General features: G+C 58.3%; 11 protein-coding genes and 1 tRNA gene. 10 read left to right on the top strand and 2 right to left on the bottom strand.

Annotated elements, in window-relative coordinates:
• Positions 1-28 precede the first annotated feature (28 nt).
• Positions 29-457, top strand: a complete 429-nt coding sequence (locus ACZ5A6_RS07255; protein ID WP_464110842.1) for a hypothetical protein — start codon at positions 29-31, stop codon at positions 455-457.
• A gap of 567 nt (positions 458-1,024) precedes the next feature.
• Here ACZ5A6_RS07255 and ACZ5A6_RS07250 read toward each other — a convergent pair.
• Positions 1,025-1,100, bottom strand: a tRNA-Lys gene (locus tag ACZ5A6_RS07250).
• Positions 1,101-1,441: 341 nt separating this feature from the next.
• On the opposite strand from ACZ5A6_RS07250, the gene ACZ5A6_RS07245 reads away from it, so the two are divergent.
• Together ACZ5A6_RS07245 and ACZ5A6_RS07240 are read left to right on the top strand one after the other, a co-directional pair.
• Positions 1,442-2,188 (top strand): cytochrome c biogenesis CcdA family protein, encoded by a 747-nt coding sequence (locus ACZ5A6_RS07245; protein ID WP_025593718.1) that lies wholly within the window; start codon positions 1,442-1,444, stop codon positions 2,186-2,188.
• A gap of 35 nt (positions 2,189-2,223) precedes the next feature.
• Positions 2,224-3,162 (top strand): AEC family transporter, encoded by a 939-nt coding sequence (locus ACZ5A6_RS07240; protein WP_003515770.1) that lies wholly within the window; start codon positions 2,224-2,226, stop codon positions 3,160-3,162.
• On the opposite strand, the gene ACZ5A6_RS07235 is transcribed toward ACZ5A6_RS07240, so the two are convergent.
• Positions 3,146-4,354, bottom strand: coding sequence for a UbiH/UbiF family hydroxylase (locus ACZ5A6_RS07235; protein WP_111799526.1), 1,209 nt, complete (start codon positions 4,352-4,354; stop codon positions 3,146-3,148). The two genes, ACZ5A6_RS07240 and ACZ5A6_RS07235, sit on opposite strands and share 17 nt — an antisense overlap.
• A 209-nt stretch (positions 4,355-4,563) precedes the next feature.
• Here ACZ5A6_RS07235 and pcsA point away from each other — a divergent pair, with 209 nt between their 5' ends.
• From pcsA to glmU, 7 genes are all read left to right on the top strand, one after another.
• Positions 4,564-5,289 carry a phosphatidylcholine synthase gene (pcsA, locus tag ACZ5A6_RS07230; protein ID WP_111790347.1) on the top strand — a complete coding sequence of 242 codons (726 nt, stop codon included), beginning with the start codon at positions 4,564-4,566 and terminating at the stop codon, positions 5,287-5,289.
• A gap of 212 nt (positions 5,290-5,501) precedes the next feature.
• A complete protein-coding gene (locus ACZ5A6_RS07225) occupies positions 5,502-7,058 on the top strand; it encodes an ABC transporter ATP-binding protein (RefSeq protein ID WP_174061409.1) in 1,557 nt (518 codons plus the stop codon).
• On the top strand, positions 7,048-8,139 hold the full coding sequence (locus ACZ5A6_RS07220) for an ABC transporter permease (RefSeq protein ID WP_065687273.1): 1,092 nt from the start codon (positions 7,048-7,050) through the stop codon (positions 8,137-8,139). Before ACZ5A6_RS07225 ends, ACZ5A6_RS07220 begins: the two co-directional genes overlap by 11 nt.
• Complete coding sequence (locus ACZ5A6_RS07215) at positions 8,139-9,059, top strand: ABC transporter permease (RefSeq protein WP_019566110.1); 921 nt, start codon at positions 8,139-8,141, stop codon at positions 9,057-9,059. The genes ACZ5A6_RS07220 and ACZ5A6_RS07215 overlap by 1 nt, the downstream gene beginning before the upstream one ends.
• A 37-nt stretch (positions 9,060-9,096) precedes the next feature.
• Entirely contained in the window at positions 9,097-10,170 is a 1,074-nt protein-coding gene (locus tag ACZ5A6_RS07210) for a BMP family ABC transporter substrate-binding protein (RefSeq protein ID WP_003515759.1), read from the top strand.
• Positions 10,171-10,402: 232 nt separating this feature from the next.
• A complete protein-coding gene (locus tag ACZ5A6_RS07205) occupies positions 10,403-11,140 on the top strand; it encodes a FadR/GntR family transcriptional regulator (protein ID WP_003515757.1) in 738 nt (245 codons plus the stop codon).
• 206 nt (positions 11,141-11,346) lie between these two features.
• A complete protein-coding gene (glmU, locus tag ACZ5A6_RS07200; RefSeq protein ID WP_065687274.1) occupies positions 11,347-12,708 on the top strand; it encodes a bifunctional UDP-N-acetylglucosamine diphosphorylase/glucosamine-1-phosphate N-acetyltransferase GlmU in 1,362 nt (453 codons plus the stop codon).
• The last annotated feature ends 60 nt before the right edge of the window (positions 12,709-12,768 follow it).

The following is a 12,768-nucleotide window of genomic DNA, read 5'->3' as shown; positions in this document are numbered from 1 at the left end:
CGGTCAGCTATAGACATAGGGGGGTAGCGTGAGCGAAGCGGAGCCGTCATTAGATGATGAAGTTCAGAAGGCAACAAAGTCAGTCGCCGCTGGATCAATCAAGGGTCGAAGATCGTTAAGTTCTATCAGACGAGAAATCGAGGAGAGCGAGCTTTCAAACCCGGGAACTCAAAAGATGCTTCTTGCTGAGCTCGACCGTTTGGAAGAGGAGTTGGCGGCTGCGTCATCATACAGAAACCATTTCCATGAGATGGATAAAAAGCACGCCGTTCTTGAAGCACGATTCACCGTGCACAAAGCTTTTGAAGTTGTGACAAATGCGTCGTTGGCTGCCGGCTCTGCGATATTAGGTTTCGTACCCGGCGTCTGGGGAACCCAGCCGTTGGCTGCCGTGCTTTTGCTAACTGGGGGAATATTTGTTGCCGGAGCTATAATTGCGCGAGTAAAAAAATCATGAAGATAGCTCTACGATCTATCATAGAAGCCGGCGACCCACAGAAAGAACGGATCACTTTAAAGGTGACTGAGCCGGCGGACATTGGGGATTTCATGCTTACCAGAAATCTCCAAGTTGGAGATGAGATAGCCATTGAGGCCCTTAATACATTCTGGTTCCCTTACTCGTTGGTAGATAAGGGGGACTTGATTGTTCTTTACACTAGGAAAGGCGAAGCAAAGACTAAACCTCTGGACAATGGATCGACCGCGCATTTCTTTTTCTGGGGTATCGATCAACCCATTTGGCGCGGCGATGATGCGTCGCCGGTACTAATGTACATACCCGAGTGGTCGACTACTACCGCAGCGCAACTGCGCAGGAAAATTAGGTAGAAAGAGTTATTTGCATCGCTCACCATCAACCCCCGCCACTAACCACGGCGGGGATTTTCTTTATGTCGCATAGGTTGCACCACCAGAACGTCCACAGAACGACTTTTGCAAACTGTCAGCAAACTACGCAAACTGCGATGTAAGCAAGCGATCGCTAATACGCCGGTTTTATCAATGATTTCAGGTGGTTAGGTGGTGAGAGCGCAGGGATTCGAACCCTGGACCTACTGATTAAAAGTCAGTTGCTCTACCGGCTGAGCTACGCTCTCCCGTGTCGGGGCTGGGATGCCCTTCGGAAGTGCGCGGAACATAGGTAGAGCGATCCGTTCGGTCAACCCAAAAAAAGCGCTTTCTACAATCAATCCGGTTTTTTTTGTCGCACCCCCGAAAAGGTGATTGGAGAGAGGGGGCGGCTGGGGATAAAAGCGGCTTCAGACATGTCTGGCAAACGGGTGAAATCGTTTTGCGGCAATGGCATGCGCCAAAATGAGAGCGTGAAACGCGGCGAATCTCGGGAATCGCGACGTGCCTTGCTGATCTTTTTGCGCGTGACGTTATCCCAAAACCGATTCCCGCTTTTGGGAGACATGCGTCAATGCGGAGTTCTTTCTTGTCGATTGCCGATATTTCCCTGTTCAGCGCGCTTCTGGCCGGTGCCCTGTCATTTCTGTCGCCCTGCGTCCTGCCGTTGGTGCCGCCTTACCTCTGCTATATGGCCGGTGTTTCGGTGGAGCAGTTCAGGACGGAGAATACCGCGCCGCGGCCTGAAATCCGCCGGGCCGTGCTGTTTTCGGCTTTCTTCTTCACGCTCGGTTTTGCCACGGTCTTCGTGGCGCTGGGTGCCGGTGCTTCGACGATCGGCACGCTGTTGCGCCAGAACCTCGATATTCTCGCCAAGATTGGCGGTTTCATCATCATCCTGATGGGCCTTAACTTTCTCGGTGTTTTCCGCATTGGCCTGTTTTCGCGCGAGGCGCGGTTTCAGGGGGCGGGCAAACCGGCCACGCTTTCCGGCGCCTATGTCATGGGCCTTGCCTTTGCCTTCGGCTGGACGCCCTGCATCGGTCCTGTCCTCGGCGCGATCCTCGGCGTTGCCGCCTCGCGTGACACGGTTGGCGATGGCGCAATGCTGCTTGCGGTCTATTCGCTTGGCCTTGCGGTGCCATTCTGGATTGCTGCCGCCTTTTCCGGTTCCTTCATGCGTTTCCTCGTCCGTTTCCGCCGCCATCTCGGTCTTGTGGAAAAGCTGATGGGTGTGTTGCTGGTGCTCACCGGCCTCGCTTTTATGACCGGTTTCATCACCAATGTGGCGATCTGGTTCCAGGAGACCTTTCCGATCCTGATGAAAATCGGCTAAGCCTCCCCGCGTATTTCATATGCGGGGGAAAGACTGTGGCCGATATCGTCGGATTGCTTTTGCCGTTTTTCGGCCTGATCTTCATCGGCTACGGCGCGGCGCGCATAACGAAACAGCCGGTCGAGGCGATGGGCTGGCTGAACACCTTCATCATCTATGCGGCGCTTCCGGCGCTGTTTTTCAAGCTGGTGTCGAAAACGCCGGTGGAAGAACTGACGCGCATGGATTTCGTTGCCGCCAGTCTTGCCTGCACCTACGGCATTTTCTTGGCTGTGTTCCTGATCGGCCGGTTCGTGAGAAAGAACAATCTCGCCGAAACGACGATCCAGAGTTTCGCGGCAAGCTACGGCAATATTGGCTATATGGGTCCGGGGCTCGCGCTTCTGGCGCTCGGTGAAAAAGCGGCAGTGCCCGTCGCGCTGATCGTCTGTCTCGAAAACGCCGCCCATTTCATCGTCGCACCGGCGATGATGGCGGTTGCGGGCGGTGACAAGCGCTCTGCAGCAAGGCTTGCGCTGGATGTGGCGCGCAAGGTCATTACTCACCCGTTCATCGTGTCGGTAATCGCCGGTTTTCTGGCCGCTTCGCTGTCATGGCAGCCGCCGGAGGCGGTGCAGCGGCTGGTGGACTATCTGGCGCAATCGGCAGCACCATGCGCTCTGTTTGCCATGGGTGTCACGCTGGCGCTGCGGCCAATGAAGCGGGTGCCGGTCGAAATCAGCTATATCGTCCCGGCAAAGCTTATCCTGCATCCGCTTGCCGCTTATCTTGTGCTCTCGTCGCTCGGGCGGTTCGAACCGGTATGGATCTATTCCGCCGTGCTGCTTGCGGGCTTGCCGACCGCGACGAATGTCTTCGTCATCGGCCAGCAATATCACGTCTGGCAGGAGAGGGCGTCGGCGACGATCCTGATCTCGACGGTGCTTTCGGTCTTCACGCTGACGGGCGTGGTTTATTTCATCCAGCCTTTTTGAAGCTGCCGAACAGCAGCGAGGGCAGGGCCTTCAGCCCGCGCCCCGGCTCGATGCCTTCGCGCATGACCATGCTTCTGAGCGTGCCGATGCCGGATAGCACATGCAGACCAGCCGCACGCGCCATCTGCACCGGCAGTAGATCGGAAAGCAGCGACCGGTTGAGGAGATCGACGCTGAGGGTGCGGGTGTAGACATCCGCCCGCCGCTTGCGGTCGAAGCTACTGCCGGCATCCGCCGCAATCGGGCGGTCGGAGACGGCGCCGAGCAGGTCGGTAAGGGCGATGATGTCGCGCAGGCTGAGGTTCAGACCCTGTGCGCCGATGGGCGGGAAACCATGTGCAGCCTCGCCGATCAGGGCGACGCGGCCCTTGCCGAAGCGATGCGCGGTCATGGAAGACAGTGGCCATGCCTGCACGCTGTCTTCCACCGTAACGGCGCCGAGCATGGATTGCATGCGCTCCTCCACCCTGAGGCTGAGCGCTTCAAGCGGCAGTGTCGTCAGCTCTTCCGCTTGCGCTGGAGTGACAACCCAGACGAGGCTGGAGCGGTCGCCGGGCAGGGGAACCTGCGTGAAAGGTCCCGTGGGCGTATGGAATTCTGTCGAGACATTGCCGTGCGGCCGGCTATGGCTGAAGTTCAAAACGATGGCCGTCTGCGGATAGGACCAGGATTTGACGCCAATTGCGGCTGCATCCCGCACCATCGACTTCCTGCCATCCGCGCCGATCAGAAAATCTGCGGAGAGCGCTTCACCATCGCCAAGTGTTACCGATACACGGTCGTTGCCGATATCAATCGTCTCGGCGGTGGTTTCGAAGCGGGTAATATTGTGTTCCTGTTCGACCGCTTCGCTAAGCACGCCAAGCAGCGCCTCATTGGGAATATTCCAGCCGAATGCATCCAGCCCGATTTCAGAGGAGCGGAACTGCACGGTGGGCGCGCGCAGCAGGCGGTCGGTGCCGTCAATGATCTGCATGGTGGAAAGACGGGCTGCGGCAGGGGCTATGCGCGACCAGAGGCCAAGGCGGTCCATGAAGCGGATCGACTGGTCCATCAGCGCGGTCGTGCGCCGATCCTTCTTTTCGTTGGGGGGCGCAACAAGCGCCACGTGGCGGCCCGCCCGCGCAAGCGCTATGGCCGCAATCTGGCCCGCAAGTCCCGCACCAGTGATGGCGATATCGAAGTGTCTCATGGTCCTGATCCGTTGTTATTTCCAAGGCATCATAAAGGCTTTGCGCGGGTAAATCCACTTTGACCCCGGAACATCCCGGCGTAAACATTCGTTGGTTGTACCGCTATATTAGTCCTAGGATAAGCCAGATCAGCCGGTTGCAAAGCGTGGTGAATGGCCGCATACCGGAATGAACAGGGCGGATGAAAAGCGGGGCGCAGACGCTGACCATGAAAATTTTCAACTACAAGCGTGTTCCCTACGCGGAAATCCGCGCCTTTTCCGTTCATATTTTGACGGCATCCGGGTCATTTCTGGCTTTTCTTGGCGTCGTCGCCGCTTCCGAACACCGCTTTGTCGACATGTTCTGGTGGCTGGGGCTTGCGCTGCTGGTGGATGGCATTGACGGACCCATCGCCCGCAAGGTTCGGGTGAAGGAAGTTCTGCCCAACTGGTCCGGCGATACGCTCGACAATATCATCGACTATGTCACCTATGTGCTCTTGCCCGCCTTTGCGCTTTACCAGAGCGGCATGATCGGTGAGCCGCTGTCCTTCGTTGCGGCTGGCATGATCGTGGTGTCGAGCGCCATCTATTATGCCGACATGGGCATGAAGACGGACGAATATTTCTTCTCCGGCTTTCCGGTGGTGTGGAACATGGTGGTGTTCACGCTGTTCGTCATGGATGCCAGCGCCACAACAGCCATGACGGTCGTTACCGTTTCGGTGTTCCTGACATTCCTGCCGATCAATTTCCTGCATCCGGTGCGCGTGAAGCGATTGCGGCCGCTTAATCTGGCAATCGTGTTCGTCTGGTGCGCGCTTGGCGGTTATGCGTTGCTGATGCATTTCGAAACGCCGTCCTGGGCGGTGATCGGCTTTGTGGCGAGCGGGCTTTATCTCTATTGCATCGGCGGAATATTGCAGTTTTTCCCCGCGCTCGGCGCGAAATAAGAAAAGCGTAAAGCCGTTTATTGCTTGTGCAAATTGCATTTAAGCAACGTCTTTTTCAGTTGTGCGCAGCAGCAAAACAGTTATCAATAAATCATGATCGCGCAGCATTGCATACGTGTTGTAGCCTGATTGGGAACAATGACCACGGTTGCTGAAATGCTTCAAAGAAAGCATGGGTAGCCAGTGTAGAGAGGGAATTCGTGACTGGAACTATGGCGCCGGAGGCCGTGCCTCTCCTGTCCGTTCGCAAGCTGACCAAGCTGTTCGGCAATTTCGTCGCATGCAACGGCATCGACCTCGATATAGCGCCGGGCGAAATCCACGCGCTTCTGGGTGAAAACGGCGCGGGCAAGTCCACGCTCGTCAAGATGCTGTTCGGCGTGCTCTCGCCGAGCGAGGGTGATATCATCTGGCAGGGTCAGCCGGTTTCCATAGGTTCGCCAAGCGAGGCCCGCAGGCTCGGCATCGGCATGGTCTTCCAGCATTTCTCCCTGTTTGAGGCGTTGACGGTTGCTGAAAACATCGCCCTGTCGCTGGACCCGAAAATTTCATTGAAGGAAATCGCCAAGGAAGCGGAACAGCTTTCGCGCGCCTATGGCCTGCCTCTCGATCCCAATGCGCATGTCGCCGATCTTTCGGTTGGCGAGCGCCAGCGTATCGAGATCGTGCGCGCCCTGTTGCAGAACCCGCGCCTTATCATTCTCGACGAGCCGACCTCGGTTTTGACACCGCAGGAGGCGGACAAGCTGTTCGAGACGCTGGCGAAGCTGAAGGCCGAAGGCCGTTCGGTGCTTTATATCAGCCACCGGCTGGAAGAGGTGCAGCGTATCTGCGACCGCGCCACCGTTCTGCGCCATGGCAAGGTTACGGGCGCCTGCGATCCGCGCAAGGAAACACCGGCATCTCTGGCGCGCATGATGGTAGGCAGCGATGTCGCAAGCGTTTCGCGACCGACGGGCGATGCCCTCGGTCAACCGCAGATCGAAGTCATGGGGCTTTCCGTTGCGCCACGCACGCCCTTTGCCGTGGCGTTGAAAGCGGTTTCCATGACTGTGCGCGCCGGCGAAGTGCTGGCGATTGCCGGGGTTGCCGGAAACGGGCAGGGCGAGTTGTTCGATGCGCTTTCGGGCGAATATCCCGTCTATAATAATGATGCGATCCATCTCCGCGGCAAGCCGGTCGGCCGCATCGGCATCAATGGCCGACGGCTGATGGGCGCCGGTTTCGTACCCGAGGAGCGCCACGGCCATGCCGCGGTTCCCGGCATGAGCCTTTCCGACAATCTTCTGCTGGCGCGGGCGCGCTCCGACCGTAAGGCCTTTCTGACGGGCGGTTTTCTGCGCATCGTCAGGGGTTCAGCTATCAAGGCGGCGGCGCGGCGCATATCGGAAACCATGGATGTGCGCAAAAGCGGGGCAGATCCGCTGGCGGGATCGCTGTCAGGTGGCAATCTGCAAAAATTCATCGTCGGGCGCGAACTCGATCGTCAACCGGCCGTGCTTGTTGTCAACCAGCCGACATGGGGTGTGGATGCGGGGGCGGCGAGCCGTATCCGGCAGGCGCTGGTCGATCTCGCCAAAGCCGGCTCTGCCGTCATCGTCATCAGCCAGGACCTCGATGAAATCTTCGAGGTCGCCACCAATATCGCGGTCATTTCCGATGGGCAGCTTTCGCAGGCCTATCCGGTGGAAGACATGACGCTTGAAAAGATCGGCCTGCTGATGGGCGGCGTCCACACACAGTCAGGAGCCGCCCAGCATGCGCATTGAGCTTGAAAAACGGGCAGGGATCTCGAAGCTATTTACCCTTCTCTCGCCGCTTCTGGCACTGGTGCTGACGCTGCTTGTCGGCGCCATCATGTTCGCCATACTCGGCAAAAATCCGCTCGATGCGCTTTACGCCTTTTTCATCGAGCCTCTGCTGGAGGTCTGGTCGCTGCATGAGCTGGCGATCAAGGCCGCACCGCTGATCCTGATCGCGGTTGGCCTGTCTATCTGTTATCGCTCCAACAACTGGAATATCGGCGCGGAAGGACAATTCACCATTGGCGCGATCACCGGTTCCATCCTGCCGGTGCTTTATCCGGATTGGCATTCGCCACTCATCCTGCCGTTGATGCTGGTTATGGGCGCCATCGGTGGCGCACTCTATGCCGGTATTCCGGCGCTGTTGAAGACGAAGTTCAACACCAACGAAATCCTCGTCAGCCTGATGCTGGTCTATGTCGCGCAGCTTTTTCTCGACTGGCTGACGCGCGGCATCTGGCGCGATCCGGGCGGCTATAACTTCCCGCAGACGAAACCCTTCAACGAGAGCGCAGTGCTGCCGGAAATGCTGGCATCGGGCCGGGCGCATTGGGGTTTCGTGTTTGCCATCGTGGCGGCCATCGCGCTGTGGTTCATGATGCGTTACATGCTGAAAGGCTTCGAGGTCACGGTTCTTGGCCAATCGGCGCGGGCAGGGCGTTTTGCCGGTTTCTCATCGAGCCGCATGGTCTGGTTTTCGATGCTGCTTTCCGGCGCGCTTGCCGGGCTTGCGGGCATTTCGGAAGCCTCCGGCTCCATCGGCCATCTTCAGCCCAGCATTTCTCCGGGTTACGGCTTCACCGCCATCATCGTCGCCTTTCTCGGCCGCCTCAATCCGCTCGGTATCATCCTCTCCGGGCTGGTGCTTGCACTGACCTATCTTGGTGGTGAGGCGGCGCAGCTTTCCATCGGTGTGTCTGACAAGGTTACGCGTGTGTTTCAGGGGCTGATGCTGTTCTTCGTACTCTCCTGCGATACGTTGATCTTTTACCGCATCAGGATCGTCTTCACCGGCAAGGCGCATAACAGCCAAGGAGCGGCATGATGGATATGCTTCAGGCCATCCTTCTCACGGTCATCACTGCCGCCACACCGCTCGTCCTTGCCGCCTCGGGCGAGCTGGTGGCGGAACGCTCCGGCGTCCTCAATCTCGGCGTCGAGGGCATGATGATCATGGGTGCGGTCTGCGCTTTCGCTGCTGCGCATATGACCGGTTCGCCCTATCTCGGCATTCTGGCCGGTATCGCGTCGGGCGCGGTTTTCTCGCTGCTCTTCGGTTTCCTGACGTTGACGCTCGTTACCAACCAGGTGGCGACGGGACTTGCGCTGACCATTCTCGGTCTTGGCGTTTCAGGCATGCTGGGCGAAAGCTTCGTTGGCCTGCCGGGCGTCAAGCTGCAGCCCATCGTCTTTCCGGTGCTGTCGGAGATACCCTTCATCGGCCCCTTGCTGTTCCGGCAAGACCTGATCTTCTACATGTCCATCGCGCTCGTTGCCGGCATAAGCTGGTTTCTGTTCAAGAGCCGCACGGGTCTCAAGATCCGCGCCATCGGCGACAATCACGGTTCTGCCCATGCGCTTGGCATAAACGTCATCCGCACACGCTATCTGGCTGTCATGTTCGGCGGTGCGTGCGCGGGGCTTGCCGGCGCGCAGCTTTCGCTGGTCTATACGCCGCAATGGGTGGAAAACATGTCGGCCGGGCGTGGCTGGATCGCATTGGCGCTCGTCGTCTTCGCGTCCTGGCGTCCATGGCGGGTGCTCGCGGGCGGTTATCTGTTCGGCGCTGTCACCATCGGGCAGTTGCACGCCCAGGCATTCGGCATTGGCGTGCCGTCGCAACTGCTTTCGGCGCTGCCCTATATCGCAACTATTGTCGTGCTGGTCATCATCTCGCATAATCGCCGCACGACCTTGATCAACACGCCGGCATCACTGGGCAAATCCTTCGTGCCGGACCGGTGAGAAAAACTTCCAGTCTCCAAACCAAACAGGGGTAAAAATGAAAAAACTGGTCATCGCACTTGCTGCTTCCATAGCGGCTCTTGGAGGCGTCGTTTCTTCGGCTGAGGCCGCCGACGCAAAGAAGGTCTGCTTCATCTATGTCGGCAGCCGCACCGATGGCGGCTGGACGCAGGCGCACGAAATCGGTCGCGAAGAGCTGCAGAAGCATTTCGGCGACAAGATAGAAACGCCGTTCCTCGAAAGCGTTCCGGAAGGCCCGGATGCCGAACGCGCCATCGAGCGCATGGCACGTTCCGGCTGTGAGCTGGTCTTCACCACTTCCTTCGGCTTCATGGATGCGACCGTTAAGGTTGCCCAGAAGTTCCCCAAGGTGAAGTTCGAGCACGCCACCGGCTTCAAGACCGCCGAAAACGTCGCGACCTACAATTCGCGTTTCTATGAAGGCCGCTACATTCAGGGCCAGATCGCCGCAAAGATGTCGAAGAAGGGTGTTGCCGGCTATATCGCTTCCTTCCCGATCCCGGAAGTGGTGATGGGCATCGACGCTTTCGTTCTGGGCGCGCAGTCCGTCAATCCTGAGTTCAAGGTCAAGGTTGTCTGGGCCAACACCTGGTTCGACCCCGGCAAGGAAGCCGATGCTGCCAAGGCGCTTATCGACCAGGGCGTCGATATCCTGACGCAGCACACCGACACGACGGCTCCGATGCAGGTTGCAGCCGAGCGCGGCATCAAGGCCTTCGGTCAGGCTTCCGATATGATCAAGGCCGGTCCGGAGACACAGCTGACCGCGATCAAGGATACCTGGGGCGCTTATTACATCAAGCGCACGCAGGCCCTGCTTGACGGCACGTGGAAGTCCGAATCCATCTGGGACGGCCTGAAGGACGGCATCCTGACCATGGCGCCTTACACCAACATGCCTGATGACGTGAAGAAGATGGCTGAGGAAACCGAAGCCAAGATCAAGTCGGGCGAGTTGCACCCCTTTACCGGTCCGGTGAAGAAGCAGGACGGTTCGGAATGGCTGAAGGCGGGTGAGAAGGCTGAAGACGGCGTTCTGCTCGGCCTCAACTTCTACGTTGCCGGCGTGGACGACAAGTTGCCGCAATAATATGACACGCAGGTACTAGCTGCTAACGGGACCGCGCATGCAATTCATGCGCGGTCTTTGTTATTTTGATGTGTTTTATTGTTCGAACGAAGTTTGGCTTTGCTTTTCACGCGCGTTGATGTTTTTCACTGTATTCTGCGTTGAAAATCGGGCTGCTTTCCTGGATTACACAAGTCAGGCGCGATTTTTACATCTTCAACCGAACGGAAGGACATGGAATTTGCAGCGCGGAATGCTCGATGCGGCGATCGGTTTTCGAAAGTTGCGGACAAATCATGCTCAGGTCGTTCACAAGCTCGGTCTCGATATCGTGTCCGGAGTTTTCAAGACGGGTGACATCCTGCCGGGCGATGCCGAGTTGATGGAGCGGCTGAAAGTCTCTCGAACGGTGCTTCGCGAGGCGATGAAGACGCTCACCGCCAAGGGCATGATCTCCCCCAAGGCGCGCATCGGTACCCGTGTGACGGAGCGCGAAAGCTGGAACATGTTCGACAGCGAGGTGCTGCTCTGGCACTTCGAGGCTGGTGTCAGCGAGGAATTCCTGCTGCATCTCTACGATATCCGCCAGGCGTTCGAACCCTATGGCGCGGGTCTTGCTGCCGCCAGGGCAAAAGACGCCGATATCGCAAGGCTTGTCGCTTACGCCAACGAGATGGGCAACACGGCTTATTCCAAGGAAAAGCGCGCGCTTGCGGATATGAATTTCCACGTTCTCATCACCGAAATGTCCGGCAACCCGTTCATGCGCACCGTCGGTTCGCTGATAAAGGCGGCGCTGGCGGGCATTTTCCGGATGAGCAACCCGGAAGCCGATCCCAACGAGATTTCCGACGTGTCCGCCTCTCACCTGCGACTCGTCGAAGCGTTTCGCCTGCGCGATGAGGGGGCAGCCCGGCGCGAGATGGAAAGGCTGATTGAAAACGGCCGTCAGCAGATACTCGAATTCACGGCCCGTAACTCCCGCCCATAGATCATGCCAGCCTGCCGCTGATCACGTTTGATGAAAATCGGCGTGGAAATTTGGTGGAGATTTGCATGGTTTCTTAAGTGGGGCGCCGTTATAGCAGTGCCGGAAAGAAATCACCCATACGCCCGTCCGCAGTGCCGGCCGGCGTAAAGTCAAACATTGCCCCTGTCCGGGCCGCCTGTGGCCGGTGACGGGGTGTTGGAGGTCTTATGGAGCGCAGCTCTCTAGCCGTTATTCTCGCAGCGGGCGACAGCACGCGCATGAAGTCTTCGAAGTCCAAGGTGCTTCATCCGGTCGCTGGACGCCCGATGATCGGGCATGTGGTGGAGGCTGTTGCTGGAGCGGGCGTCGGCGCGGTGGCGCTGGTGGTCGGGCGCGATGCCGACAATGTCGCTGCTGCGGCAAGTCTCAAGGGCCTGCAGGTCGAGGCTTTCCTGCAAAAGGAACGCAAGGGCACCGGTCATGCGGTTCTTGCCGCACGCGAGGCGATCGAACGCGGTTTTGACGATGTCATCGTCGCTTATGGCGATGTGCCGCTCATCACCTCAGCCACGCTCGACAGGGCGCGCGAGGCGATTGCCGACGGTGCCGATGTCGCCGTTATCGGGTTCCATACCGACCGTCCCACGGGTTACGGGCGGCTTCTGGTCGAGAATGGCGAGCTGGTCGCGATCCGCGAGGAAAAGGACGCCACCGACGAGGAGCGCAAGGTCACCTGGTGCAACAGCGGATTGATGGCCATCAACGGCCGCAATGCGCTGGATCTGCTGGATCGGATCGGCAACAGCAATGTTAAGGGCGAATATTATCTGACTGACATCGTCGAGATCGCCCGTTCTCTCGGCCGCCGCGCCATTGCCATCGATGCGCCGGAAAAGGAATTGACCGGCTGCAACAACCGCGCCGAACTCGCCTTCATCGAGAGGCTCTGGCAGGAGCGCCGCCGTCACGAATTGATGGTCGACGGTGTTTCGATGATCGCGCCTGAGACAGTATTCCTTTCCTTCGATACGAAGATCGGTCAGGATGTCCTGATCGAGCCCAACGTCGTTTTCGGTCCCGGCGTGACGATCGAGCCGGGTGCGATCATTCATGCATTTTCGCATCTGGAAGGGGCCTATCTGGCCGAGGGTGCGGTTGTCGGTCCCTTTGCGCGGTTGCGTCCGGGTGCAAACCTGCATCCCAATGCCAAGGTCGGCAATTTCTGTGAGGTCAAGAAGGCCGAGATCGGCGAGGGCGCAAAGGTCAACCATTTGACCTATATCGGCGATGCTTTCGTGGGTGCAGGCAGCAATATCGGCGCGGGTGCCATCACCTGCAATTATGACGGTTACAACAAGTCCGAAACGCGGATCGGAGCCAACAGCTTCATCGGCTCGAATTCGTCGCTGGTTGCTCCCGTCTCCATTGGAGAGCGGGCCTATATCGCCTCCGGCAGCGTGATTACCGATGACGTGCCTGCCGATGCGCTGGCTTTCGGGCGCGCGCGCCAGGAGGTGAAACCGGGCAGGGCGGTCGCGTTGCGCGAGCGGGCGAAAGCGCTGAAGGAAGCGAAGAAAAAATCCTCTTAGATGACGTTACCGAGCGATACTGAAAGTGACCGGCGGGATAATTGCCGATTTCAGAGAAAC

It is taken from the genome of Agrobacterium sp. 6Ca8 (genome assembly GCF_055382765.1).
The sequence above is the reverse complement of the archived record's forward strand: the minus strand, read 5'-3'. Positions and strand labels throughout refer to the sequence as shown.